Annotated in this window: 19 protein-coding genes; 15 read left to right on the forward strand and 4 right to left on the reverse strand. The window is 70.6% G+C overall.

Annotated features, from left to right (window positions below):
* The first annotated feature begins 142 nt into the window (after positions 1–142).
* A complete protein-coding gene (gene serA, locus OHN74_RS31060; protein WP_327697878.1) occupies positions 143–1732 on the forward strand; it encodes a phosphoglycerate dehydrogenase in 1590 nt (529 codons plus the stop codon).
* Between the two features lie 157 nt (positions 1733–1889).
* Here serA and OHN74_RS31065 read toward each other — a convergent pair whose 3' ends face one another.
* On the reverse strand, positions 1890–3446 hold the full coding sequence (locus tag OHN74_RS31065) for an MFS transporter (RefSeq protein WP_327697879.1): 1557 nt from the start codon (positions 3444–3446) through the stop codon (positions 1890–1892).
* A gap of 96 nt (positions 3447–3542) precedes the next feature.
* Here OHN74_RS31065 and OHN74_RS31070 point away from each other — a divergent pair, with 96 nt between their 5' ends.
* Positions 3543–4130, forward strand: coding sequence for a TetR/AcrR family transcriptional regulator (locus OHN74_RS31070; protein ID WP_327697880.1), 588 nt, complete (start codon positions 3543–3545; stop codon positions 4128–4130).
* On the opposite strand, the gene OHN74_RS31075 is transcribed toward OHN74_RS31070, so the two are convergent.
* On the reverse strand, positions 4127–5323 hold the full coding sequence (locus tag OHN74_RS31075) for a PucR family transcriptional regulator (RefSeq protein WP_327697881.1): 1197 nt from the start codon (positions 5321–5323) through the stop codon (positions 4127–4129). The two genes, OHN74_RS31070 and OHN74_RS31075, sit on opposite strands and share 4 nt — an antisense overlap.
* Before the next feature lie 141 nt (positions 5324–5464).
* Between OHN74_RS31075 and OHN74_RS31080 the strand changes: the two genes are divergently transcribed.
* From OHN74_RS31080 to OHN74_RS31100, 5 genes are all read left to right on the forward strand, one after another.
* Complete coding sequence (locus OHN74_RS31080; RefSeq protein ID WP_327697882.1) at positions 5465–6391, forward strand: proline dehydrogenase family protein; 927 nt, start codon at positions 5465–5467, stop codon at positions 6389–6391.
* Positions 6392–6453: 62 nt separating this feature from the next.
* A complete protein-coding gene (gene pruA, locus OHN74_RS31085; RefSeq protein ID WP_327697883.1) occupies positions 6454–8094 on the forward strand; it encodes an L-glutamate gamma-semialdehyde dehydrogenase in 1641 nt (546 codons plus the stop codon).
* Positions 8095–8138: 44 nt separating this feature from the next.
* Positions 8139–9026 (forward strand): alpha/beta fold hydrolase, encoded by an 888-nt coding sequence (locus OHN74_RS31090; RefSeq protein ID WP_327697884.1) that lies wholly within the window; start codon positions 8139–8141, stop codon positions 9024–9026.
* A gap of 66 nt (positions 9027–9092) precedes the next feature.
* Positions 9093–9632, forward strand: a complete 540-nt coding sequence (locus OHN74_RS31095; RefSeq protein WP_327697885.1) for a GNAT family N-acetyltransferase — start codon at positions 9093–9095, stop codon at positions 9630–9632.
* A gap of 250 nt (positions 9633–9882) precedes the next feature.
* The gene (locus OHN74_RS31100) at positions 9883–10014 is read left to right on the forward strand and encodes a hypothetical protein (protein ID WP_006374903.1); all 132 of its coding nucleotides are present in this window, start codon (positions 9883–9885) and stop codon (positions 10012–10014) included.
* A 37-nt stretch (positions 10015–10051) separates the two neighbouring features.
* On the opposite strand, the gene OHN74_RS31105 is transcribed toward OHN74_RS31100, so the two are convergent.
* A complete protein-coding gene (locus OHN74_RS31105; protein WP_327700345.1) occupies positions 10052–11608 on the reverse strand; it encodes a purple acid phosphatase family protein in 1557 nt (518 codons plus the stop codon).
* 197 nt (positions 11609–11805) lie between these two features.
* Here OHN74_RS31105 and OHN74_RS31110 point away from each other — a divergent pair, with 197 nt between their 5' ends.
* From OHN74_RS31110 to OHN74_RS31145, 8 genes are all read left to right on the forward strand, one after another.
* On the forward strand, positions 11806–12846 hold the full coding sequence (locus OHN74_RS31110) for a 3-isopropylmalate dehydrogenase (protein ID WP_327697886.1): 1041 nt from the start codon (positions 11806–11808) through the stop codon (positions 12844–12846).
* Between the two features lie 272 nt (positions 12847–13118).
* Entirely contained in the window at positions 13119–14207 is a 1089-nt protein-coding gene (locus tag OHN74_RS31115; protein ID WP_327697887.1) for a branched-chain amino acid aminotransferase, read from the forward strand.
* Between the two features lie 164 nt (positions 14208–14371).
* Complete coding sequence (locus tag OHN74_RS31120; protein WP_327697888.1) at positions 14372–15448, forward strand: hypothetical protein; 1077 nt, start codon at positions 14372–14374, stop codon at positions 15446–15448.
* A 15-nt stretch (positions 15449–15463) separates the two neighbouring features.
* Positions 15464–16789 (forward strand): KamA family radical SAM protein, encoded by a 1326-nt coding sequence (locus tag OHN74_RS31125; protein WP_327697889.1) that lies wholly within the window; start codon positions 15464–15466, stop codon positions 16787–16789.
* Positions 16790–16984: 195 nt separating this feature from the next.
* Entirely contained in the window at positions 16985–18241 is a 1257-nt protein-coding gene (locus tag OHN74_RS31130; protein WP_327697890.1) for a TolB family protein, read from the forward strand.
* Between the two features lie 317 nt (positions 18242–18558).
* On the forward strand, positions 18559–20163 hold the full coding sequence (cimA, locus tag OHN74_RS31135; protein ID WP_327697891.1) for a citramalate synthase: 1605 nt from the start codon (positions 18559–18561) through the stop codon (positions 20161–20163).
* Positions 20164–20320: 157 nt separating this feature from the next.
* Positions 20321–23359, forward strand: a complete 3039-nt coding sequence (locus OHN74_RS31140; protein WP_327697892.1) for a glycoside hydrolase family 3 protein — start codon at positions 20321–20323, stop codon at positions 23357–23359.
* Between the two features lie 93 nt (positions 23360–23452).
* A complete protein-coding gene (locus OHN74_RS31145) occupies positions 23453–24820 on the forward strand; it encodes a hypothetical protein (protein ID WP_327697893.1) in 1368 nt (455 codons plus the stop codon).
* A 160-nt stretch (positions 24821–24980) separates the two neighbouring features.
* On the opposite strand, the gene OHN74_RS31150 is transcribed toward OHN74_RS31145, so the two are convergent.
* Positions 24981–25766 (reverse strand): S1 family peptidase, encoded by a 786-nt coding sequence (locus OHN74_RS31150; protein WP_327697894.1) that lies wholly within the window; start codon positions 25764–25766, stop codon positions 24981–24983.
* Positions 25767–25840: the final 74 nt, after the last annotated feature.

The raw sequence follows: 25840 nt of genomic DNA on the forward strand, positions 1-25840 counted from the left end.
GAGCCGCCCTTCGCCGCGCCACTACACTGCCGTACTACCAACGCGTCAGGCCCACAGCGTCGTGCGTCTCCAACGCGGTAGCACCTCCACCGCCTGCGGCCGTCGGGACGGCCGTCCGCATAGGACTGAGTGAGGACCTCACGTGAGCTCGAAACCTGTCGTACTCATCGCTGAAGAGCTGTCGCCCGCGACCGTCGACGCGCTCGGCCCGGACTTCGAGATCCGGCACTGCAACGGAGCGGACCGAGCCGAACTGCTCCCCGCCATCGCCGACGTCGACGCGATCCTGATCCGCTCGGCCACCAAGGTCGACGCCGAGGCGGTCGCCGCCGCCCGCAAGCTGAAGGTCGTCGCACGAGCCGGCGTCGGCCTGGACAACGTGGACGTCTCCGCCGCCACCAAGGCCGGCGTGATGGTCGTCAACGCCCCCACCTCGAACATCGTCACCGCCGCCGAGCTGGCCTGCGGTCTGCTGCTGGCGACCGCACGCCACATCCCGCAGGCCAACACCGCGCTCAAGAACGGCGAGTGGAAGCGCAGCAAGTACACGGGCGTCGAGCTGGCCGAGAAGACCCTCGGTGTCGTGGGCCTCGGGCGCATCGGCGCGCTCGTCGCGCAGCGCATGTCCGCGTTCGGCATGAAGGTCGTCGCCTACGACCCCTACATCCAGCCCGCGCGGGCCGCCCAGATGGGCGTCAAGATCCTGTCGCTGGACGAGCTCCTCGAGGTCTCCGACTTCATCACCGTGCACCTGCCGAAGACCCCCGAGACCGTCGGTCTCATCGGTGACGAGGCGCTGCACAAGGTCAAGCCGAGCGTCCGAATCGTGAACGCCGCGCGTGGCGGGATCGTCGACGAGGAGGCGCTGTACTCGGCGCTCAAGGAGGGCCGCGTCGCCGGCGCCGGTCTCGACGTGTACGCGAAGGAGCCCTGCACGGACTCCCCGCTGTTCGAGCTGGACGAGGTCGTCTGCACCCCGCACCTCGGCGCTTCCACGGACGAGGCGCAGGAGAAGGCCGGTATCTCCGTCGCCCGCTCGGTGCGTCTCGCGCTCGCCGGTGAGCTGGTCCCGGACGCGGTGAACGTCCAGGGCGGCGTCATCGCCGAGGACGTCAAGCCGGGTCTGCCGCTCGCCGAGAAGCTCGGCCGTATCTTCACCGCGCTCGCGGGCGAGGTCGCGGTCCGTCTCGACGTCGAGGTGTACGGCGAGATCACCCAGCACGATGTGAAGGTGCTCGAACTCTCCGCTCTCAAGGGCGTGTTCGAGGACGTCGTCGACGAGACCGTGTCGTACGTCAACGCCCCGCTGTTCGCCCAGGAGCGTGGCGTCGAGGTACGGCTGACGACCAGCTCGGAGTCGGCCGACCACCGCAACGTCGTGACCGTGCGCGGCACGCTCAGCAGCGGCGAGGAGGTGTCGGTCTCCGGCACGCTGGCCGGTCCCAAGCACCACCAGAAGATCGTCGCGGTCGGCGAGTACGACGTCGACCTCGCGCTCGCCGACCACATGGTCGTGTACCGGTACGCGGACCGGCCGGGTGTCGTCGGCACGGTCGGCCGGATCTTCGGCGAGGCCGGGATCAACATCGCCGGGATGCAGGTGTCCCGGTCGGTGGCGGGCGGCGAGGCGCTGGCCGTCCTGACCGTCGACGACACGGTTGCCCCCGGCGTATTGGCGGAAGTGGCCGAGGAGATCGGGGCGACGTCGGCTCGATCGGTCAACCTGGTCTGAGGTGACCGTCGTCCGGGGGCTGCCGCCCCCGGGCCCCCGCTTCGGCCTGAACGGCCTCGTCCTCAATCGCCGGACGGGCTGGATGGCCTGAGCGGTGCTTGGATGCGAACGCGGGCCTCCTGAGGGTTTCCTCAGGAGGCCCGCGTTTCCCGTTTCCCTAGACGACAGCCTCCTCCGTCTTCTCAACAACCGTCTCCCGCACGGTCACCCCGCGCAGCGCCCGCGCCGCCAGCACCGCCGCCCCCAGCAGGAGCACCACCCCGGCGATCGCAGCGGCCTGCATTCCATGGGCGTACGCCTCCCTGGCCGCTGTGACCAGCGCGTCTCCCGTGCGCGCCGGGAGCTGCTGGGCCACTGCCAGTGCGCCGCCGAGGGTTTCCTGGGCCGCGGCGGGTGCCGAGGCCGGGATGTCGTGGCGGTAGACCGCCGTACCGATCGAGCCCAGCACCGCCATGCCCAGCGCGCCGCCGAACTCCGCGCCCGTCTCCAGCAGGGACGCGGCGGTGCCCGCCTTGTCGAGGGGGGCGGTGCTCAGGCCCAGGTCCATCATCTGGGACATCACGGTGACGATGCCGGCCGCGAGGACGCCCGCGCCGGCCAGCACCAGCCACAGCGAGTCCGTGCCGACCAGGGCCAGCAGCCCGTATCCGCCCGCCGCCGTGACGAAGCCGCCGGCGACGACATGGGCGCGCTGCACGCCCCGCTGGACGAGGGCGGCGGCGACGGGGGCCGCGATGCCGACCAGGACCGTCGGCAGCAGGCCCCACAGCGCGGCCTCGATGGAGCTCTTGCCGAGCACCGACTGGAGGTACTGCGTGGTGAAGTACGCCGAGCCCATCATCGCGAACGCGGAGAGCAGGTTCAGGGTGACGGCCGGACCGAAGCCGCGGCCCCGGAACAGCGCGGGGGAGATGAGGGGCGAGGCCGACGTGCGCTGGCGCTGGACGAAGAGGTAGGCGAAGAACAGGCCGACGGTGACCGAGAGGACGTACTGCGTGTGCCAGCCCTCGGACGGGATCTCCTTGAGGCCGTAGATCACGGGGAGGACGGCGGCCATCGACAGGGGGACGCTGAGGAGGTCGAAGCGGCCCGGGTCCGGGTTCTTCGACTCGGGGAGCAGGATCGGGCCCAGGACCAGCAGCAGCGCCATCGCGGGCAGGTTGACCAGGAAGACCGAGCCCCACCAGAAGTACTCGACCAGCAGTCCGCTCATCACCGAGCCGAGGGCGATGCCGCCGGTCATGACGCCGGACCACATGCCGATCGCCCTGGCGCGCTGGCCGGGGTCGCGGAACATCGTGCGGACCAGGGCCATCGTCGACGGCATCAGGGTCGCGCCGCCGATGCCGAGGACCGCGCGGGCTGCGATCAGGGTCTCGGCGCTGTTCGCGTAGGCGGCGAGCAGCGAGCCCGCGCCGAAGGCGGCGGCGCCGATGAGGAGGAGCCGGCGGCGGCCGATGCGGTCGCCGAGCGAGCCCATCGTCATCAGCAGGCCGGCCAGGACGAAGGCGTAGATGTCGAAGATCCACAGCTGCTGGGTGCCGGTCGGCTCCAGGTCCGCGCTGATCGCGGGAACGGCGAAGTAGAGAACGGAGACATCCATCGAGACCAGCAGCAGAGGCAGCATCAGCACGCCCAGCGCGGTCCATTCGCGGCGGCCGGCACGAGGGCCGGGGGAAGCGGTCGTGCTCGTCGTGCTCGTCGGGTTCGTCATGGCAGGGAATATACGGCCGTATTAAACGGCTGTCTAGAACGGTCGTGTAATTCGTTTGTCTAGGACGACCGTATGGATCGCGGGTAGGGTGGTCGCATGGGACACCGCGAGGATCTGCTCGAAGGCGCCAGGCGCTGCCTGCTGGAGAAGGGCTTCGTGCGCACGACCGCGCGCGACATCGTCAGGGAGTCGGGGACCAACCTGGCGTCGATCGGCTACCACTACGGCTCGAAGGACAAGCTCCTCGCCGAGGCGTACGTCTCGCTGGTGGAGGGGCTCTCCGACGACTTCGCCCCCGCCGTGGAGACGGCTGGCGGCACCGGACCCGGCTCGCTCGACCGGTTCCAGGAGGTCTGGTCGAACATCATCGCCACCATGCGGCAGCCGGGTTCGCTGTGGCGCCTGAGCGTGGAGATCGTGGCCATGGGAGACCAACTGCCCACCGTCCGCGACCACTTGGCGCAGGCCCAGCGCGAGGCGGGGCGTGGCATCATCCCGCTGTTCCTCGGGGGCAAGGAGGAGGACGTGTCGGAGGACGACGTCGACTCCGTCGGCCAGTTCTACAACACCCTGATGACCGGACTCATCTGCCAGTACGTCTTCGACCCGACGACGGCTCCGACCGCGGAACAGCTCACCGAAGGGTTCCGCCGGGTCATCGGGGCATCCGCGGCCGACTCCTAGAGCCGCGCCCCCTTCAGCGCCATGTGCAGCAGCAGGCGGTCCTCGCCGTCGTCCAGGTCCAGGCCCGTCAGCTGCTCCACCCGGGACAGGCGGTAGTACAGCGTCTGGCGGTGGATGCCCAGCTCGGCCGCCGTGCGGCCCGCCTGGCCCGCCCGGTCGAGGTAGACCTCGGCGGTGCGGGCCAGTTCCTGGTGGGCGGGGGAGAGCAGGGTGCGTACGGCGGGGTCCTGAGCCGTGTCCGGGGGCAGCGCGGTGAGGAGACGGTACGGGCCGATCGCGCCCCACTCCGCGACCGGGCCGAGACGTGGTTCCGCCAGGGCCGCGCGGGCCGACGCCGAGGCCTCCTGCCAGGCGGTGGCCAGAGCGGCGAGGCCGGTGCGCGGTGCGCCGACGCCGGCCGCGACCGCGCCCTCCGTCTCCTTCAGCAGCCGGGCCGCCGCCGTGAGCGCCGGGGCGGGTACGTCCGTCGCGCGCAGCCTGATCAGCAGCGCCAGGCTCTGCGCCGCCGTGCCCCACGGCACCGTGCACACCGCCGTCGCGTGCGGCACCGTACGGGCCGAGGGGGCGTCTTCCGGATCCGCGGACGGCCAGGGCGCCACGCACACCACCGCGTGCGGGCCCTCGCCGCGCGCCCCCAGGGCCGTACGCAGCGCCGCCACCGCCATGTCCCGCTGCCAGCCGCGCTCGGCGGTCAGCACCGTCCGGAACTCGCGGGTCAGATCGGCCCCGGCCTGCGCCTCGTCCGCCAGCAGCGAGCCGATCCGGTCCGCCACCTCCATGGCCGCCGTCAGCTGCTCCGCCGAGGGGCCCGGATCGTCGTCGAGCAGCCAGACATAGCCGAGAACGACACCCCGATGGCGTACGGGGAGACAGATCCGCCCCCGGTACACCCCCGCCTCCGGGGTGGGCGGGATACGGACCGGGCCGGTCGCGCGTGTGATGCCGAAGCCCTCGAACCACGAGCGGACGGTCGGTGTCGAGCGTCGGGTGAGGATCGAGCGCGCCCGCACCGGGTCCAGTGCCGACGCGTCCAGCTCGCCCTCGCTGTCGTAGGCGCCGAAGACGAGCAGTTCGAAGTCGCGGTTCTCCAGCGTCGCGGGGGCGCCGAGGAGCTCCGAGATGTCGTCCACCAGTTCCTGGTAGTCGCCGTGATGGTCGCCGCTCGCCTGGCTCATGCGGGCATTCTCGCGCATTCCGGCGGCACCTTCAGACATCTGTATGAGATCTGGGGCACGGATGCGTGACAGCTGTCGATGGCCCACGATCGGAGGGATCTCTAGGTTTCACGGTGGTTCTCCGGTTCTCCGTCTACCGGCCTTCAGTGGAGGTGCCCCGTGCTGGGTCCCGTGATTCTCGCCGCCTCGCGCAGCGACCGGATGCGCCGACTGATCTCGGCCGCCCCGGTCACCAGGCCGGTCGTCGACCGCTTCATCCCCGGCGAGACGGTCGACGACGTCGTACCGATCGTCCAGGACCTCACCGACCGGGGGCTGGAAGTCACCCTGGACGTGGTCGGCGAGGACATCACCACCCCCGAGCAGGCCGCCGCCGCCCGGGACGCCTATCTGGAACTGGTCGAGCGGCTCGGCGAACTGGAGCTCGGCACCCGCGCCGAGATGTCCGTCAAGCTGTCGCTGTTCGGACAGGCGCTGGTGGGCGGGCACGAGCTCGCCCTCGCCAACATCCGGCCCGTCGTCGAGGCCGCCGCCGCGATCGGTACGACGGTCACGCTCGACGCGGAGGACCACACCACCCTGGACTCGATGTTCGCGATCCACGAGGAACTCCGGAAGGACTTCCCGCAGACCGGCTGCGTCATCCAGGCCTATCTGTACCGCACCGAGACCGACGCCCGCCGCCTCGCCGACAGCGGCAGCCGCGTACGGCTGGTCAAGGGCGCGTACAAGGAGCCCACCGAGGTCGCCCACCAGCAGAAGTCCGAGATCGACAAGGCGTACGTCCGCATCCTGAAGATCCTGATGGACGGCGAGGGGTACCCGATGATCGGGTCCCACGACCCGCGCCTCATCTCCATCGCCCAGGAACTCGCCCGGCGCGCGAGCCGCAAGCCCGACGAGTACGAGTTCCAGATGCTGTACGGGATCAGGAGCGACGAGCATCTGCGGCTCGCCGCGGAGGGACACCGGATGCGTGTCTACACCGCCTACGGGACGGACTGGTACGGGTACTTCATGCGGAGGCTGGCAGAACGCCCCGCCAACCTCCTCTTCTTCGGACGTTCGATCCTCACCAAGGGCTGAGACCAAGGGATTTGGCCCCCGACAACACCCGCTCACTCACCCCTCAAGGAGATTCGGAAACCATGGACGCCGTCACCCAGGTCCCCACCCCCGTCAACGAGCCGGTGCACGGCTACGCCCCCGGGTCGCCCGAGCGGGCCCGCCTGGAGGCCAGGCTCAAGGAGCTGGCCGAGAACCCCGTCGACCTCCCGATGACCATCGGCGGCCACCGGCGCATGGGCGGCGGCGAGCGGTTCGACGTGGTGCAGCCGCACCACCACGCGGCCCGCCTCGGCACCTACGCCAACGCCACCCGGCAGGACGCCCAGGACGCGATCGACGCGGCCCTCGCCGCCGCGCCCGCCTGGCGCGCGATGTCGTTCGACGACCGTGCCGCGATCATCCTGCGCGCCGCCGAACTGCTGGCCGGCCCCTGGCGCGAGACCCTCGCCGCGTCCACCATGCTCGGCCAGTCGAAGACCGCCCAGCAGGCCGAGATCGACTGTCCGTGCGAGCTGGTCGATTTCTGGCGCTTCAACGTCAAGTACGCGCGCGATCTGCTCGCCGAGCAGCCGCCCGCCAACTCCCCGGGCGTCTGGAACCGTCTCGACCACCGTCCCCTCGAAGGCTTCGTCTACGCGATCACCCCCTTCAACTTCACGGCCATCGCGGGCAATCTGCCCACCGCGCCCGCCCTCATGGGCAACGTGGTGGTGTGGAAGCCGTCCCCGACGCAGACCCACTCCGCCGTTCTCCTGATGCAACTGCTGGAGGAGGCCGGACTGCCCAAGGGCGTCATCAACCTCGTCACCGGTGACGGCATCGAGGTCTCCAAGGTGGCTCTGGAGCACCACGATCTGGCCGGCATCCACTTCACCGGATCGACGAAGACCTTCCAGTACCTCTGGAAGACGGTCGGCGCGAACATCGAGAAGTACCGCTCGTACCCGCGTCTCGTCGGCGAGACCGGCGGCAAGGACTTCGTCGTCGCCCACCCGAGCGCCGACCGGGCGGTCCTGAAGACGGCCCTCACTCGCGGTGCCTTCGAGTACCAGGGCCAGAAGTGCAGCGCGACCTCGCGCGCCTACATCCCTGCCTCCATCTGGAACGACGGCTTCCGGGAGGAGTTCGCCGCCGAGGTCGACGGCTTGACCATGGGTGACGTCACCGATCTGTCCCACTTCATCGGCGCGGTCATCGACGAGCGCGCCTTCGCCAAGAACAAGGCCGCCATCGACCGCGCGAAGTCCGACCCGACGTGCACGATCGTGGCGGGCGGCTCCTACGACGACTCGGTCGGCTGGTTCGTCCGCCCGACGGTCGTGGAGTGCACGGACCCGGCCAACCAGGTCTTCACCACCGAGTACTTCGGCCCGTTCCTCGCCGTGTACGTGTACGACGACAGCTCGGACGACAAGTACGACGCCATGCTGACCCAGATGGAGTCCGTGTCCGACTACGCGCTGACCGGCTCGGTCATCTCCGCAGACCGTGCGGCGGCCGCGTACACGATGGAGAAGCTGCGCTACGCGGCCGGCAACTTCTACATCAACGACAAGTCGACCGGCGCGGTCGTCGGGCAGCAGCCGTTCGGCGGCGGGCGCGCGTCCGGCACCAACGACAAGGCGGGCGCCCCGCAGAACCTGATGCGCTGGACCCTGACCCGCTCCATCAAGGAGACCCTGGTCGCCCCGACCGACTACCCGTACCCGCACATGGGGTGAATCTCCCTCGCACCCGGGGTCATGGGCCGGGCAGACTTCGGCCCATGACCTGGACGGAGAGCGAGACCGCGAGCGAGCACGCGACGGATACCGTGCCGGCCGGTGACGGGACCGGACTGTGGGCCCGCCGGTCGGGACGAGGCGAGCCGCTGGTGCTGTGCCACGGCGGGCCCGGACTCTGGGACATGTTCGAGGAAGTCGCCGCGCTCCTCGGGGACCTGGCCTCGGTGGTCCGCTGGGACCAGCGCGGCTGCGGACGCTCGGACCCGTCCGACGGGCCGTGGACGAGTGAGCGTGCGGTGGCCGATCTCGACGCCGTACGAGGGCACTTCGGCCTGGAGCGGATGGTGCTGCTCGGCCACTCCTGGGGCGCGCAGCTGGCCTTGAGCTACGCGCTGGCCCATCCGGAGCGGGTCCGCGCGCTGGTCTATGTGAGCGGCACGGGAATCGGCCCGGACGCCGACTGGCACGACGCGTACCGCGACAACCTCCACGCGAGACTTGCCGAGTCGCCCGAACTCCACGCCCGCTGGAGCGAGTTGACGGCCCGTCGGCCGACGCTGTCCGAGGCGGAGGCGCGCGAGAACGCCGTACTGCAGTGGTCGGCCGAATTCCCGGAGCGGGGGCGGGCGTTGGAGCACGCCGGGCGCATGGCCGACCCCTGGTTCAGCATCAACCACCGGTCCAACCAGGCCTTCAACGCCGAACGGAAGCGGACCTGGGGCACACCCGACCTGTACGACCGCTGCCGGGTGCTCGACCTTCCCGTGGTCATCATCGACGGAATGGCGGACATCCGCCCCCGTACGGCGGTGGACTCCCTGGAACGGGCCCTGCCGTGCGTACGGAGGGTGATCCTGCCGGGAGCCGGGCATCTTCCCTGGGTCGACGATCCGACGGGCTTCAGGCAGGCGGTGGCGACGGTGTTGTAGGCCCGGAGGGCAGAGCGAGGTCTTCAGCCGGATCGATCGGGCTCCGGAATCCGAAACACTGCGGTCATGGCTCCCCTGCTGCGTACCGCCCACACGGCCGACCTCAACCCCGCCGAACTCGCCGCCGCCCGCGGCCTTCTGGACGCCGCCTTCGACGACGGCTTCGCCGCCGCGGACTGGGAACACGCGCTCGGCGGCATCCACGCACTCGTCCACGACGACACCGGTCTGCTCGCCCACGGTTCGGTCGTCATGCGCCGCGCGCTGCACCGGGGCCGCTGGCTGCGCGTCGGCTATGTGGAAGCGGTCGCTGTCCGCTCCGACGCCCGCCGCCGCGGTCTCGGCGGGCAGGTGCTGGGCGCGCTGGAGAGGTACGTCGACGGTGGCTACGACTTCGGTGCCCTGTCCGCGAGCGCCGACGGCTCCGCCCTCTACGCGGCCCGGGGCTGGCAGCTCTGGCAGGGGCGGATCGGCGCTCTCGGCCCGGACGGCGTGATCCACCTCCCGGACGAGGAGGGCAGTGTCTTCGTGCGCCCGGCCGCTGTCGGCTCACTCGACCCGGCGGACGGTCTGGTCTTCGACTGGCGGGATGGTGACGTCTTGTAAAAGGCCAGGTCAGTGGGGTGTGACCCAATCCACCGTCTCAGATAGTAGGAAGTCCGAGTAACTGTGGAGACAGATGCCCCGTCCTCGCCTAGCTTGGTAGAAGCCGAACGTCTCGCCAGACCAAGCGAATGACGGCCGTGAGCCGGTACCCCGTGCAGGCAACCCCTGCGGTGCCGCTGTTCCCCGTCCAACCCGGCGTCTCGAATCCCCCCTGCCGTACTCCCGGATTCCTTGAAGGAGTCGATTTCCCATGGCCGAGACGACCGTCCGCCGCCGAGTCCGCCACGTCTCCCCGACGAGCGAGTCCGACCGCAAGAACGCCGCCGCGGCTCTCCAGCGCGCCCTCGACCGCCGGGACAACGGCGGCCAGACGGGTCACTGAGGACCCTCGTCGGGCCCTCGTCGTGGGTGCGGTCGCCCTACCCGCGCCGCACCTCGAAGTGGTCGATCCGCTCCCCGCTCTGCGCCAGCGCCGACACCGTGAGCCGGGGAGCCGTGCCGGGTGCGCCCGCCGCCGCCTCCACCGAGAGGAACGAGTAGCCGGTGTAGCGCACCCGCGACCACTCCACGGTGTCCTCGTGCCGCTCCCGCGACTTCGCCCAGTAGAAGCTCTCCACCGACTCCCGGTCGGCGACCTTCCCCTCGAAGCTGTCCTTCACCCCGTAGGGGAACCCGTACAGGCTCTGGCCCGCGCCGCCCGCCGTGACGTACACGGTGCCGTCCCGCGTCGGGTCGGTCGACGCGCCTACCGGCACCCGCCGTCCCACCCGGCCGCCCCTGAGGGCGTCCGTCCGCTCGTACACATGGTTGTGGCCGTTGATCACCAGGTCCACCTGGTGCTTGTCGAAGAGCGGCAGCCAGGCGTCCCGCACGCCGCCGTCGGAGGCGTGGGTGGACGTCGAGTACGTGCAGTGGTGGAAGAAGACCACGACGAAGTCGATCGCGTCCGACGCCCGCAGCTCGGCCAGCCGCCGGTCCAGCCACGCCGTCTGGCGGCCGTCCGTGTGGCCCAGGTTCGCCGGGATCTCGTACGACACGTCGTTCGCGTCCAGCGCCACGACCCCGACGTTGCCGTACGTGAACGAGTAGGCGCCCGGGGTGTTCCGGGCGTCGAAGCCGTTGTCCGGGAGCGACCAGCGGGCCGACTGGCCGCCGTAGCCGTTGGGTGAGTACCAGGCCTCCATGTCGTGGTTGCCGGTCGTCACCATCCACGGCACCGACCTCGCGACCGTCTCCGTCTGCTTCAGGAACAGGTCCCAGGCGGTCGGGTCGTAACTGTCCGACTTCTCGCCGTGGCCGGTGACGTCCGCGTAGCAGATGTCACCGGCGTGGAGGTGGAAGGCGGGGTTCCGGCCGAGGAGGGTCCTGTCGTTGGCGAGCGCGTCGGGTGTGACGCCCTGGTCGCCGAAGGCCGTGAACACGAAGCTCGCGGGGGCGGTCGCCGGGGCTGTGCGGAACATGTTGAGGGACGAGCTGTGCGCGGCGGACGCCGGGTCGAAGCCCTCGTGGCCGACGCCGTAGTAGTACGTCGTCCCGGGGCGCAGTCCGTCGAGGGCCGCGTGCACGTAGTACTGGTCCAGATCGAGGCGTACGCCCGTCAGGCCCGGAGTGTGCAGCGGGCGGAGCTCGGCCTCGACGCGGTGGCTCAGGTCCCCGGGCGTCGGTCCGACGCGTACGTACGGCTTCCGCACCGCGAACGGGACCTGCCAGGAGATCCGCATCTGCGTCTTCGGGTCGGCGCCGAAGGCGAGATGGCGGCCGAAGGGGACGACGGCCGAGCCGGGGACCCTGCTGGTCGCGGGGTTCGCCGTGCCCGTGCTCGACGAACAGCCGGAGAGCAGGCCGCCGCCGGCCAGGGCGCCCGCCGTCACCAGCGCGCGGCGCCGGGTCAGCCGCGTCCGCAGGTACTCGTACTGCTCCGCCATGCTCATCCGGCGGGCCAGCTGAGGCGGTATGCCGACGTCGGGGGTGTCCATGTCCGGGGGACTGTCCAGGGGAGGGAACTCCATGGGTGGGAATTTCCCAGCAAACCCCAACGTCCGCCACACATACAGGTGAACGCCGGTCGAAGAGCGCCCACCCCCGTCCCTTTCGCTCGCCTGTTCGCACCCATTCGCTGTCCGTATCGCGGACACGGCGTGTCATCCCATGGGACCCGGAGTACGGTGCCGGTATGTCTCGCAGCATCAATCTCGCAGTGATTCCCGGTGACGGCATCGGCCAGGAGGTCGTGGCCCAGGGGCTGAAGGTGCTCTCCGCCGTCCTTCCGCAGGATGTGAAGCTGGAGACCAAGGAGTTCGACTTCGGCGCCCGGCGCTACCACGCCACCGGTGAGACCCTCACCGAAGCCGACCTGGACGCGCTCAAGAAGCACGACGCCATCCTGCTCGGCGCGATCGGCGACCCCAGCGTGCCGTCCGGCGTCCTGGAGCGCGGCTTCCTGCTGAAGCTCCGCTTCGCCTTCGACCACCACGTCAACCTGCGTCCGTCGAGGCTGCTCCCCGGGGTCGCCACCCCGCTGGCCGGCCAGCCCGCGATCGACTTCGTGGTCGTCCGCGAGGGCACCGAAGGCCCGTACACCGGCAACGGCGGCACCATCCGCCAGGGCACCCCGCACGCGGTCGCCACCGAGGTGTCGCTGAACACCGCCTTCGGCATCGAGCGGGTCGTCCGCGACGCCTACGCACGCGCCCAGGCCCGCCCCCGCAAGAAGCTGGCGCTCGTCCACAAGAACAACGTGCTCGTGCACGCCGGTCACCTGTGGACGGACATCTTCAACAAGGTCGGCGAGGAGTTCCCCGACGTCACCACCGAGTACATGCACGTGGACGCGGCGACGATCTACCTCGTCACGCAGCCCGAGCGCTTCGACGTGATCGTCACCGACAACCTCTTCGGCGACATCATCACCGACCTCGCCGCGGCCGTCTCCGGCGGCATCGGCGTCGCCGCGAGCGGGAACATCAACCCGGCCGGCGAGTACCCCTCGATGTTCGAGCCCGTGCACGGCTCGGCCCCGGACATCGCCGGTCAGGGCAAGGCCGACCCCAGCGCCACCGTCCTGTCCGTCGCCCTCCTGCTGCGCCACCTCGGCTACGAGTCCGAGGCCGCCCGCATCGAGGAGGCCGTCACCGCCGACCTCGCGGAGCGCGGCACCACGACCCGGACGACCGACGAGATCGGCGACGCCCTCGCCGTACGAGTAGCCGGCTGACCCGCGGCGCTCCACTCGAAAACTTTCGAAGCCGCCGGGTCGCACATGCACCCGGCGGCTTCTCTTATGTCCCCGCCGGGTGTCACCATCATCCCCTGGGTCGCATTCACGCCCTTTTCGTCCATGGCTCCCTTCGCGCGATAATCGAACGCGGAGCCGCGGACCGAGGGAATGCTCGGACGTCCTATCACCGGCCATCAGTTGCTGGTCACTGGCGGTCACGGGCGTGGGCGCGGCCCGTCACACACACATTCGGTGAAGGACAAGCACTCATGACGACGCCCACGATCGAGCTCAAGCCCTCGGCCTCGCCACTTTCCGGCGCGGAGCGCGAGGCGATCCTGGCCAGCCCCGGCTTCGGCCGCCACTTCACCGACCACATGGTGACGATCAAGTGGACCGAGGGCCGCGGCTGGCACGACGGCCAGCTCGTCCCGTACGGCCCGCTCTCCATCGACCCGGCGAACATGACCCTGCACTACGCGCAGGAGATCTTCGAGGGCCTCAAGGCCTACCGCAGGCCCGACGGCTCCGTCGCCACCTTCCGGCCGGAGAAGAACGCCCTGCGCTTCCAGCACTCCGCGCGCCGACTCGCCATGCCCGAGCTGCCCGTCGAGACGTTCATCGAGGCCATCGACGCGCTGGTGCGGCAGGACCGCGACTGGGTGCCGGCGCACGGCGGCGAGGAGTCCCTCTACCTGCGCCCCTTCATGATCGCCACGGAGATCGGCCTCGGCGTCAAGCCGGCCAACGAGTACCTGTTCCTGGTGATCGCGTCCCCCGCCGGCGCCTACTTCCCCGGTGGCGTCAAGCCCGTCTCCATCTGGCTCTCCGAGGACCGCGTCCGCGCCGTCCCAGGCGGCATGGGCGACGCCAAGACCGGCGGCAACTACGCGGCCTCCCTGCTCGCCCAGGCCGAGGCCGCCGAGCACGGCTGCGCCCAGGTCTGCTACCTCGACGCCGTCGAGCACAAGTGGATCGAGGAACTCGGCGGCATGAACCTGTACTTCGTGTACGGGGACCGCATCGTCACCCCCTCCCTCACCGGCTCCATCCTGGAGGGCGTCACCCGCGACTCCCTCCTCACCGTCGCCCGCGACCTCGGCTACACCGCCGAGGAGGGCCGCATCTCCGTCGACCAGTGGCAGCGCGACGCCGAGAACGGCACCCTGACCGAGGTCTTCGCCTGCGGTACGGCGGCCGTCATCACCCCCGTCGGCACGATCAAGCGCACCGGCGTCGAGTGGCAGCAGAGCGGCGGCGAGCCCGGCGAGGTCACGCTGCGGCTGCGTGAGGCGCTGCTCGACATCCAGCGCGGCACGGCGGAGGACAGGCACGGCTGGATGCACCTTCTCGGCTGAGGGCTTGGCGGGGTCGGCAGTTCGTTGTCTGCGGGCCGGTGGGGGCTGGTCGCGCAGTTCCCCGCGCCCCTTCAGGGCGCGGGTCCGCTCATGGCATCCGCCCCTTGCGCGTAACGCGTTCCCCCGGTGGGTATCCACCTATTCCACCGGGGGAGGGGGAACGTATGACCGCACGGCCGCCGAGTCGCTCGCGTCTGCGCGGTCTCCTGCGTGAACTGCGCAAACCCCGGCGCCCGCAGAGCCTCTCCGTCCTCGTGTTACTCGCCGCGCTGGCCGGATTCCTGCTCTGGAACAGCTCCGGCATGGACAACTACGGCCAGAACCTCTCCCTCAACCTCGGCACGGACATCCTCGGCGTCGCCGTCACCGTCTTCGTGATCGGCCCGCTGATCAGCCGCGCCCAGGAGGGCCGGGTGCGCGAGCACACCCGCCTCGACTACGAGTGGTTCAGCGCCCAGGTGCACGGCTCGACCTCCAACGTGAAGATCCTCGACACCTTCTCCAACGTCTTCGGCCCCCAGTTCTCCGAGCGCCTCTTCCGCGGTATCCGCTCCGCCACCGCGCACGGGGCCCGCGTACAGATCCTGCTGCTCGACCCCGACTCCCTCGCCGTCATCCTGCGCGGCCAGGAACTGGGCGAACGGCACGCCGACATCCGCCGGGACATCCTGCGCAACCTCCGCACCCTGCACTCCTTCCGGGACCGCCTCGACGACCACGCCCGCACCCTGCTCGACGTACGGCTGTGCTCGACCTCGCCCGGTGTGACCCTCTACCGCTGGGACGGCCACTCCCTCGTCTCCTTCCTCACCGTCGGACGTCTCTCGGGCGAGGGCGTCCAGCTCCAGGTCGCCGTCCGTTCCCCGCTCGGGGCGTTCGTCGAGCAGCGGTTCGACGAGCTGTGGCAGCAGAGCAAACCCATGGACCGCTTCACCCATATGCCGGTCACCCTGGTCGACGCGGCCGCCGCCCGGCGGGAGTTCACCTGCCGGTTCGTGGTCGTCGACGAGCGGTGGTACGTCGCCGGACACGACCTCGTGTCCTATCTGGCCCGCCACCGCCTCGACCAGCTCTCCGCGTACAGCGACGCCCTGGGGACCCCCTCGGCCGCCTACGAGGTGATCGTGGTCGACGACGAAACGGAGCTGCACACACAGCTCATCGCGCACTATGCGGAGAAGTACGATGCACCGGCGGCGGCCTTCGTCTGGCTGCGACCGCCGGCCCTGGTCACGGAATAGAGGCCCCAGCACAGCATGAGCTCAGCGCACGACCCGGCCCCGCGCGGCGGCCCGAGATTCCGCGCCCTCACCCCCCGTGACCTGGACGGCCTGCTCCAGCGCGTCGGTTCACTGTCGCCCGCCGACAGACTGGCCCTGCGCGCGGTCGCGACGGTGCTGCCCTTCCGTACGAACGCCTATGTGGTCGACGAGTTGATCGACTGGTCGGCCGTACCGGACGGCGACCCGATCTTCCGGCTCACCTTCCCGCAGACGGGAATGCTCCCCGCGCCCGACGTGCGGGAGATCGCGGACCTGCTGGCCACCGGCGCCCCGGCCCGCGAACTCCAGCGCGCGGCCCACGAGATCCGGATGCGCCTCAACCCGCACCCCTCCGGCCAGTTGGACGCCAACGTGCCCGTGCACGAGGGCGTCCGGCTGCCCGGTCTCCAGCACAAGTACCCCGAGACGGTGCTGGTCTTCCCGCGCCAGGGCCAGACCTGCCACGCCTACTGCACGTACTGCTTCCGCTGGCCCCAGTTCGTCGGCGAGTCCGAACTCCGCATCGCCACCGACGACATCGCCACCACCACCGCCTACCTCCGCGCCCACCCCGAGGTCAGCAGCGCGCTCATCACCGGCGGCGATCCGCTGGTGATGAGTACGGAGGTACTGAGCCGCCACGTCGACCCGCTGCTGGAGATCGACCACATCCGCTCGATCCGCCTCGGCACCAAGTCACTCGCCTTCTGGCCCTACCGCTTCACCACCGACCGGGACGCCGACGACCTGCTGCGGCTGTTCGAGAAGGTCGTGGCGAGCGGCCGTCACCTCGCCCTGATGGCCCACTTCACACATCCCCAGGAACTGCGCCCGGCCGTCGTACGGGAGGCGATGCGACGGGTGCGCGACACCGGCGCGGTGATCCGCTGCCAGGGACCGCTGGTGGCCGGGATCAACGACAGCGCCGACGCGTGGGCCGAGTTGTGGGACGAGACGACGACACTGGGCGCGGTGCCGTACTACCAGTTCGTGGAACGGGACACGGGCCCGCAGGGCTACTTCGGGGTCCCGCTGGTCCGCGCCCACCGGATCTTCCGGGACGCCCACTCCCGGGTCTCCGGCCTCGCCCGTACCGTGCGCGGCCCGGTGATGTCGGCGATGCCCGGCAAGGTGAGCGTGGACGGGGTCGCGGAGGTGGCCGGTGAGAAGGTCTTCGTGCTGCACCTGATCCAGGCGCGCGATCCCGCCCTGGTCGACCGCCCGTTCTTCGCCGCGTACGACGAGGACGCGACCTGGTTCACCGACCTCAAACCGGCGTTCGGGGCGGGGGAGTTCCTGCCCGGACTGCAGGCGGGATGAGGCGCCCCGACGCTACCTGCCGGCCGCCGGTTCCCTTGTCCGGCGAGGACCACACGGACGCGTGAACCCGCGTCCGGGTTGTACGCAATAAGACCCATTGACCCGTAGCGTGGGGTGCGTTTGCATCGCGGTGAGCCCTCGGCACGGGGCCGGGGGAACAGCGCCCTGCGGGGGCAGGGGAAAACGGGGGAGCACATGTTCGCAATCACGCGCGCGATGACCGTCGCGGCGATCACGGCGGGGGCGGTCGCGCTGGCGGCGACCTCGGCGGCTCCGGCGCCGCCGCGCACGACCGAGCGGGTCACCGTGTCGGCCGCGGGCGCGCAGGGAGACAGCTACTCGGCCGGGCCGTACCTCAGCGACGACGGCCGCTGGGCCGCGTTCGACTCCAACGCCAGGAACCTGGTCCCGGGCGACACGAACGGCGTGGAGGACGCCTTCGTCAGGGATCTGCGAACGGGCCGGGTGACGCGGGTCAGCGTCGCGTCGGACGGCGCCCAGGCCGACCGGGGCACCGACGTCGCGGCCATCAGCCCCAACGGCCGGTTCGTGGTGCTCGTCTCGACCGCGACCAACCTCGCCAAGTGGCCCGAACCGCAGGTCGACTGGGCCCAGGACGTGTACGTGCACGACCGCCGTACGGGCCGCACGGACCGGGTCAGCAAGACGCCGACGGGCGCGTCCGCGTACGCCCACGGAGCCGCGCGGATCTCCGACGACGGCCGCTACGTCGCCTTCACCGCCCGGCCCAGCCAGATGGAGAGCGCCGACCGGCCCATCTATCCGGCCGTCTACCTGGCCGACCGCCGCACCGGCAGGACGGAGCGGATCACCAACCGCGACCACCCGGACCGCGGCTCGTACCACGTCGACATCAGCGCGGACGCCCGCTATGTGGCGTACACGCAGTTCGGGCCGCGCGGCGGTCCGGGGCAGCTGTGGGTGCGCGACCGCCGCACCGGCACCGAGGAACAGGTCGACGTCACCCCGGGGGGCACCCCGGCCGCGTACCACGGCCTCACCCCGTCGCTCTCGGCGAACGGCCGGATCATCTCCTTCGAGTACTACGGCGACGACTTGGTCGCCGGCGGTGCGGTCAACACCAACACCTATGTCCGCGACCTGCGGACGAACAGGACCCGGGGCGTCGTCCACGAGGGAGCGGGCGGCCCCGCGGTCTTCGGGCCCGAGCTCAGTCGTGACGGCCGGTACGTCGGCTATGTGTTCGCGGCCCCACAGGGCCAGGGCAACGCGTACGTACGGGATCTGCGCACCGGAAAGTCCCGGCTCGCCAGCCCCGCGGTCACCGGCGGGCCGGTCACGGACAACTCCGTCCACATCACCTCGTTCGGCGGCGGCGGCCGTCTCCTCGGGCTCGGAAGCACGTCCGCGCAGCTGGTCAAGGGCGACACGAACGGCGAGGCCGACGGGTTCGTGCGCCGTCTGCGCTGAGTCCTGCGGACATTCCGGGTTCGTATGCTGAGACGCCCCTGAGCGCGGGGGCAGTGCTGTGCCAGACTGCCCCCGTGCTCTCGTTCGCCACGATTATTGGCAGCAGGCGCGCCGGTCCGCAGTGACCGCCACGTACTACCAGGTACGGGCGGCCTCTTCGTCCTCGACCCGCGCGCAGACCTCTCGCACCCGCGAGGGGTTTTTCGCTTTTCTGGCCCACCTTCAGCCGGAGAAGGAGCGCGAGGGATCATTGAGGGACGGTGGAGCCGGTCATTCCGGTACAGACCGAGATCGACATCCTCAGGAGCCTTGAGATCATGACGGAACCCAGCGAACCCGACGACTCGTTCCACGTCTTCGACACCACCCTGCGCGACGGCGCCCAGCGCGAGGGCATCAACCTCACCGTCGCCGACAAGCTGGCCATCGCACGGCACCTGGACGACTTCGGCGTCGGCTTCATCGAGGGCGGCTGGCCGGGCGCCAACCCGCGTGACACCGAGTTCTTCGCCCGCGCCCAGCAGGAGATCGACTTCAAGCACGCCCAGCTGGTGGCCTTCGGCGCCACCCGCCGGGCCGGCGGCAAGGCGAGCGAGGACCCGCAGGTCAAGGCACTGCTGGACTCGGGCGCGCCCGTCGTCACCCTGGTCGCCAAGTCCCACGACCGGCATGTCGAGCTGGCGCTGCGCACGACCCTCGACGAGAACCTGGAGATGGTCCGCGACACCGTGGCCCACCTGCGCGCCCAGGGCCGCCGTGTCTTCGTCGACTGCGAGCACTTCTTCGACGGCTACCGCGCGAACCCCGAGTACGCGAAGGCCGTCGTCCGCGCGGCGTCAGAGGCCGGCGCCGATGTCGTCATCCTCTGCGACACCAACGGCGGGATGCTCCCGGCCCAGGTCCAGGCGGTCGTCGCCACGGTCCTCGCCGACACCGGTGCCCGTCTCGGCATCCACGCCCAGGACGACACGGGCTGCGCGGTCGCCAACACCCTCGCCGCCGTCGACGCGGGCGCCACCCACGTCCAGTGCACGGCGAACGGCTACGGCGAGCGCGTCGGCAACGCCAACCTGTTCCCGGTCGTGGCGGCCCTGGAGCTGAAGTACGGCAAGAAGGTCCTGCCCGACGGCGCGCTGCGCGAGATGACCCGTATCTCCCACGCCATCGCCGAGGTCGTCAACCTGACGCCGTCCACGCATCAGCCGTACGTGGGGGTCTCCGCCTTCGCGCACAAGGCCGGCCTGCACGCCTCGGCGATCAAGGTCGACCCCGATCTCTACCAGCACATCGACCCCGAGCAGGTCGGCAACACCATGCGGATGCTGGTCTCCGACATGGCGGGCCGCGCCTCGATCGAGCTCAAGGGCAAGGAGCTCGGCGTCGACCTCGGCGACGACCGCGAGCTGGTCGCCCGGGTCGTGGCGAGAGTCAAGGAGCGCGAGCTGCAGGGCTACACGTTCGAGGCGGCCGACGCGTCCTTCGAGCTGCTGCTGCGCGCGGAGGCCGAGGGCCGGGCCCGTACGTACTTCGAGGTCGAGTCCTGGCGCGCGATCGTCGAGGACCGCCCCGACGGCAGCCACGCCAACGAGGCCACGGTCAAGCTCTTCGCGAAGGGCGAGCGCATCGTCGCGACGGCGGAGGGCAACGGCCCGGTCAACGCCCTCGACCGCGCCCTGAAGGTGGCCCTGGAGAAGATCTACCCGCCGCTCGCCAAGCTGGAGCTGGTCGACTACAAGGTCCGCATCCTGGAGGGCAAGCACGGCACGCAGTCCACGACCCGTGTGCTCATCTCCACCTCGGACGGCAAGGGCGAGTGGTCGACGGTGGGCGTCGCCGACAACGTGATCGCCGCGTCCTGGGAGGCGCTGGCGGACGCCTACACGTACGGACTGCTGCGGGCGGGCGTGGAGCCCGCCAAGTAGAGGACCGGTTTCGGGCAGAGTGGCGCGAGGCGTGTTCGGCGCCTTGACGGCTCCAAGGGGCACTTGTTGACTCGCGGCGTGTTCCCAGCCACGAGTGCACGTGAGGTGTTCAAGTGGACTCAAGGCCTCAAGGACTCCTAGAGCCGAGGGAAGGTCCATGCGACGAACCGCCCTGCTCGTCTGCGCCACTCTGCTGACCGGGCTGCTGCCCCTGGCCGCCGCGGGCACGGCGGCCGGGGCGGACGACCCCGCCCCGGTACCCGACCCCGTCCCGGTGGACCGCTTCGAGGGCGAGGTCCCCTTCGCCTCCCCGCCCGCCGGAGGCATCTTCACCTGGGGCGGCGACGCCGACGACCCGCCCCGGCTCGCCCTCACCGAACGGGCCGACGCCCCCGAGGGCGCCAAGGTCCTCACCGGCACCTACGACATCAGCGGCTACGGCGGCTTCACCCACGACTTCGCCTTCGCCGAGCCCGCCCACGACTGGTCGGCGAGCAAGGGCATCCGCTTCTGGTGGGAGGGCCGCGACAACGGCAGGAAGGTCAGTTTCGAACTGAAGGACGGCGGCGCCAACGGCGAGGCCTCCGAACTCTGGACGACCTCCTTCACCGACGACTTCACCGGCTGGAAGCGGATCGAGATCCCCTTCACCGACTTCGTGTACCGCACGGACTACCAGCCGGTCGGCGGCATCGACCAGATCCTCGGCCTGACCGAGACCTGGGGTTACGCCCTCACGCTCCCCGTCGGGATCAGCGACCGCTTCGCCATGGACGGCGTCGAACTGTACGGCAGGGCCGATCAGTCGCTGCGGGCGTCCGTCACCACCGACTCCGCCGTGTACCCGGTGAAGGAGGGCGGCACGGCGACGGTCGGCGTCACTCTCGGCACGACAGGTTCCGCCCCACTCACCGACCCGGTGACGGTCACGTACGAGACGACGACCGGCGGCACGGCGTCGGACGGCGCCGACTACACCCCCGTCCGCGGCGAGTTCACCTTCCCCGCGGGCACCGCCTCCGGCACCTCCCGCACGATCCAGGTCCCCACCCGCAAGGACAGGGCGGCGGAGTCGGCGGAGACGATCCCGCTCAAGCTCACGGTCACCGGAGCCAGGGCCCCGGCCGAGACCCCGCAGATCGTCATCGACGCTCACGGACTCCCGTACCTGAACGGCAAGTTGCCGGTGAAGCAGCGGGTCGCCGACCTCCTCTCCCGGATGTCCCTCGCGGAGAAGGCCGGCCAGATGACCCAGGCCGAGCGCGGCGCACTCGCGGCGACGCCCGGTGACATCGCCTCCTACGACCTCGGCTCGCTGCTCTCCGGCGGCGGTTCGACGCCCACGCCCAACACCCCGGCGGCCTGGGCGAAGATGATCGACGGCTTCCAACTCCGGTCTCGGACAACGCGGTTCCAGATCCCGTTGATCTACGGGGTGGACGCGGTGCACGGCCACAACAACCTGGTCGGTGCCACGATCCTGCCGCACAACATCGGCATCGGGGCCGCCCGCGATCCCCAACTCGCCTACGGGGCAGGGAAGGTGACCGCGGCGGAGGTCCGGGCCACGGGCATCCCCTGGGACTTCGCGCCCTGTCTCTGTGTGGCCCGTGACGAACGCTGGGGACGTACGTACGAGTCGTTCGGTGAGGACCCGGCGCTCGTCGAGTCGATGGAGACGGTGATCCAGGGCCTCCAAGGGCGGGCGAACGGCACGGAGTTGAAGAGGAACGACAAGGTCCTCGCCACGGCCAAGCACTTCGTGGGCGACGGAGGCACGACATACGGCTCCTCCACCACCGGCTCGTACACCATCGACCAGGGCGTCACCGAGGTCACCCGGCAGCAACTGGAAGCGGTCCACCTCGCCCCCTACCAGGACGCCGTCGACCGGGGCGTCGGCTCGGTCATGCCGTCCTACTCCTCCCTCGATGTCGAGGGGGACGGCCAGGGGCCGGTGAAGATGCACGCCCGCGCCGACATGATCAACGGTGTGCTGAAGGGCCGTATGGGCTTCGACGGCTTCGTCATCAGCGACTGGCAGGCCATCGACCAGATCCCCGGCGACTACGCCTCCGACGTCCGTACGTCCGTCAACGCGGGCCTCGACATGATCATGGTTCCGTACGCCTACAAGGACTTCCACGCCACCCTTGTCGGCGAGGTGAACGCCGGCCGGATCAACGGCAAGCGGATCGACGACGCCGTCTCCCGCATCCTCACCCAGAAGTTCAAGCTCGGCCTCTTCGAGCGCCCGTACGCCGACACGAGCGGTGCTGCGGACATCGGCTCGGCCGAACACCGGGCGGTGGCACGGCAGTTGGCGGCGAAGTCGCAGGTGCTGCTGAAGAACTCGCAGGGCCTGTTGCCGCTGAAGAAGTCCCAGAAGGTGTACGTCGCCGGGTCCGACGCGGACGACATCGGCAACCAGACCGGCGGCTGGACGGTCACCTGGCAGGGCTCCTCCGGGGACATCACCGAGGGCACGACCGTCCTGGAGGGCATCCGGAAGGCCGGCGGCAGCGTCACCTACTCCAAGGACGCCTCCGCCCCGACCGACGGATACGACGTGGGTGTGGTGGTCGTCGGCGAGACACCGTACGCCGAGGGCGTCGGAGACGTCGGCAACGGCAACGATCTGGCACTGAGCGACACCGACAAGGCGGCGGTGGACCGGGTGTGCGCGGCGATGAGGTGCGCGGTGCTGGTGGTCGCCGGGCGCCCTCAGCTCATCGGCGACCGGCTCGGTGACATCGACGCCCTGGTCGCCTCCTGGCTGCCGGGCACCGAGGGTGACGGCGTCGCCGACGTGCTCTACGGCAGGCGCGCGTTCACCGGCCAACTCCCGCTCACCTGGCCGAGGTCGGAGGCCCAGCTGCCGATCAACGTGGGCGACCCGACGTACGATCCGCAGTTCCCGTACGGCTGGGGACTCACGACGAGGACCAAGGTCGCGGAGGGTGGCGAGAAGACCCTGAAGTCGCTGACGGTCGCGGCGGCCCGGGCCGAGCGGGCGCACGACGGGAGGACGGGACGCACCCTCGTCACCCAGGCGCGGCTGATCGTGCAGCAGAAGATCGGGCAGGACATCACGTCGGCCGTCGCCAAACCCTTCGCGGACGCCGACCATCTCCTGCTGACCGGGCGCTACGGCGCGGCCGTGGAGAAGCTGAGGGCCGCGTACCGGGCGGCCTGAGCGATGCGGGAGCGGTCCTGGTGAGGTGGGGGCAGTGGGAGCCCCACCAGGACCGATCCCCGTTTCGCCCCCGACTCGGGTAGCTTCGAAGACATGAAGGCCGTACTGGTCCGTCCTCTCGTACGCCTGCTGCTGGTGCCCTTCGTCGCGACACTCGCGGTACTCGCGCTGCTGACGGCCGCCGCGCCCGGAGCGCACGCGGCCACCGACCTCTCGAAGATCGCCGAAGCGCTGCGCGCGGGCCCGGTGTACGTGGACCCGGCAGCCTCCGGCCTGCTGTCCTCGTCCGACGCCGACGCGCTCGCCGCCAGGATCAAGGACGCGGACAAGCCCGTCTTCGTGGCCGTCCTTCCGGCCGACCAGCCGCGCCGGAACCTGTTGACGAACCTCCGCACGGAGACAGGTGTCACGGGGCTGTATGCCGTCCGCCTCGGTGGCGACTTCGCCGCGCGGGCCGACAGCACCGTGCTGAGCGGGTCGGCGGTCGCCAACCTTGTGACGGCGGCGCAGCGCACGGGCGATACGAAGGCCCAGCTCAACGACTTCGTCGACGCGGCGCTGCGCGGCAACGTCGGCGGTTCGGCGCCGGCCACCTGGAGCGACTCGGGTGGTGGCGACGAGGGCGGGGTGAACACGGGGGCGCTGATCGCCTTCGGCACGGTGCTCGCGGCCGGTGGCGTCGGCGCGTACGCGCTGGTCCGGCGCAACCGCGCACGGCACGAGGAGGAGCGGCGGGCCGCGCTCGCCAAGCTGACGGTCGTCGTCGACGAGGACATCACCGCGTTCGGCGAGGAACTCGACCGGCTCGACTTCCATCCCGCCGAGGCGGGTGCCGACGACGCGATGCGCGCGGACTACGAGCGGGCGCTGGACGCGTACGACAAGGCGAAGTCGCTGATGGCGGCCACCCGGCGGCCGGAGGAGGTGCGCGCGGTGACGCAGTCGCTGGAGGACGGCCGGTTCTCGCTCGCGCAACTGGCCGCGCGCCGCGAGGGCCGCCCGCTGCCCGAACGCCGTGGCCCCTGCTTCTTCGATCCGCGTCACGGCCCGTCGGTCGGGGACGCGACCTGGACGCCGGCGGGCGGCGCACCCCGCGAGGTCCCGGTCTGCGCCGCCGACCGGGCCCGCCTGGCCGACGGCCACGACCCGGCGGTCCGCGAGGTGGAGACCGCCTCGGGGCCCCGCCCGTACTGGGACGCGGGTCCGGCGTACGGCCCCTGGGCGGGTGGTTACTTCGGCGGCGGCATCCTCCCCGGCCTCCTCGTCGGCACCATGCTCGGCAGCATGATGGCCACCCCGTCCTACGCGGCCGACTACGGCGGGGGATACGGCGACTTCGGGGGTACCGGCGGCTACGAGGGCGGCGACATGTCCGGCGCGGACTTCGACCCCGGGGACTTCGGGGGCGGATCCGGGGGAGGGGACTTCGGGGGCGGCGGCGACTTCGGAGGGGGCTTCTGAGCCGGCGCCCCGAGGACGGGTCGGACAGGGGCGGCGGGGGCACCCACCCTCACCACGCAAGCCCTACGACGTACGGCTAGAGGTACGGATACGGGCACGGGCCCGGCGCTGGAGAGCGTCGGGCCCGTGGACGTCGTACGGAGGGTGTTGCTCAGGCGCGTCAGAGAGTGGACGCCGCCGAGGCTATGGCCGAGGCGAAGGTCGAGACCTCGGAGTAGACGCCGGGAGCGTTCCGCTGGGCGCAGCCGTCGCCCCAGCTGACGATGCCGACCTGGACGAACGCACCGGCGTTGTCCTTGCGGAACATCGGGCCGCCGGAGTCGCCCTGGCAGGTGTCGACGCCGCCCGCCGCGAAGCCGGCGCAGATCTCCTCGCCGGCGACGAGACCGCTGTAGAGGCCGCCGTACGCCTTACAGGTGGCGTCGCTGATGAACGGCACCGTGGCCTTCAGCATGTAGCGCTGCTGGGCCCCGCCCTCACGGGCCGCGCCCCAGCCGGCGACGGTGAAGTCACCGGTGTTGTACTGCGTGGTGGTGGCGATCTTCAGCGTCGGCAGGTTGATCGGCTGGGCGAGCTTGATCAGCGCCCAGTCCTTGCCGGTGCCGTTGTAGCCGGGGGCCTGGAGGACCCGGGTGGACCTGACCTGGACACGGCCGGAGGTGGACTGGAGGTCCACGACACCGGCGGTGGCCGTGATGCTCGTGTTGGCGCCCGAGCCGCTCACACAGTGCGCGGCGGTGAGCACGATCTGCTGCGTGTACAGCGCGCCGCCACAGCCCATGGAGAGCCGGACCATGAACGGGAACTCGCCCTGCGCGGCACGGGTTCCGCCGACGACGGGCGCCGGTGCGGCCTGCGCGGAGGAGAGGGGCTGCAGGCTGATGATCGCGAGCGCGGCTGCGCCGGCGGCCGCGGCTCTCTTGAGCGCGGTGATGAGCTTCTTCAACGTGATGCCTTCCGTGGGGGGTTGGACATACGCAGAAATGTCAGGCCCATGCCAAATCAACAGAAAGAACTCGT

The organism is Streptomyces sp. NBC_00459 (assembly GCF_036013955.1).
Taxonomy (GTDB): domain Bacteria; phylum Actinomycetota; class Actinomycetes; order Streptomycetales; family Streptomycetaceae; genus Streptomyces.

Bases quoted from the DNA above. Each gene is read 5' to 3' on its own strand.
- OHN74_RS31120 (WP_327697888.1), top strand. From the start codon at position 14,372: ATGACCGCACGGCCGCCGAGTCGCTCGCGTCTGCGCGGTCTCCTGCGT.
- OHN74_RS31070 (WP_327697880.1), top strand. From the start codon at position 3,543: ATGGGACACCGCGAGGATCTGCTCGAAGGCGCCAGGCGCTGCCTGCTG.
- OHN74_RS31140 (WP_327697892.1), top strand. From the start codon at position 20,321: ATGCGACGAACCGCCCTGCTCGTCTGCGCCACTCTGCTGACCGGGCTG.
- OHN74_RS31105 (WP_327700345.1), bottom strand. From the start codon at position 11,608: ATGGACACCCCCGACGTCGGCATACCGCCTCAGCTGGCCCGCCGGATG.
- OHN74_RS31100 (WP_006374903.1), top strand. From the start codon at position 9,883: ATGGCCGAGACGACCGTCCGCCGCCGAGTCCGCCACGTCTCCCCGACG.
- OHN74_RS31065 (WP_327697879.1), bottom strand. From the start codon at position 3,446: ATGACGAACCCGACGAGCACGACGAGCACGACCGCTTCCCCCGGCCCT.
- OHN74_RS31115 (WP_327697887.1), top strand. From the start codon at position 13,119: ATGACGACGCCCACGATCGAGCTCAAGCCCTCGGCCTCGCCACTTTCC.
- OHN74_RS31090 (WP_327697884.1), top strand. From the start codon at position 8,139: ATGACCTGGACGGAGAGCGAGACCGCGAGCGAGCACGCGACGGATACC.
- OHN74_RS31130 (WP_327697890.1), top strand. From the start codon at position 16,985: ATGTTCGCAATCACGCGCGCGATGACCGTCGCGGCGATCACGGCGGGG.
- OHN74_RS31125 (WP_327697889.1), top strand. From the start codon at position 15,464: ATGAGCTCAGCGCACGACCCGGCCCCGCGCGGCGGCCCGAGATTCCGC.
- cimA (WP_327697891.1), top strand. From the start codon at position 18,559: ATGACGGAACCCAGCGAACCCGACGACTCGTTCCACGTCTTCGACACC.
- pruA (WP_327697883.1), top strand. From the start codon at position 6,454: ATGGACGCCGTCACCCAGGTCCCCACCCCCGTCAACGAGCCGGTGCAC.
- OHN74_RS31110 (WP_327697886.1), top strand. From the start codon at position 11,806: ATGTCTCGCAGCATCAATCTCGCAGTGATTCCCGGTGACGGCATCGGC.
- OHN74_RS31075 (WP_327697881.1), bottom strand. From the start codon at position 5,323: ATGCGCGAGAATGCCCGCATGAGCCAGGCGAGCGGCGACCATCACGGC.
- OHN74_RS31145 (WP_327697893.1), top strand. From the start codon at position 23,453: ATGAAGGCCGTACTGGTCCGTCCTCTCGTACGCCTGCTGCTGGTGCCC.
- OHN74_RS31095 (WP_327697885.1), top strand. From the start codon at position 9,093: ATGGCTCCCCTGCTGCGTACCGCCCACACGGCCGACCTCAACCCCGCC.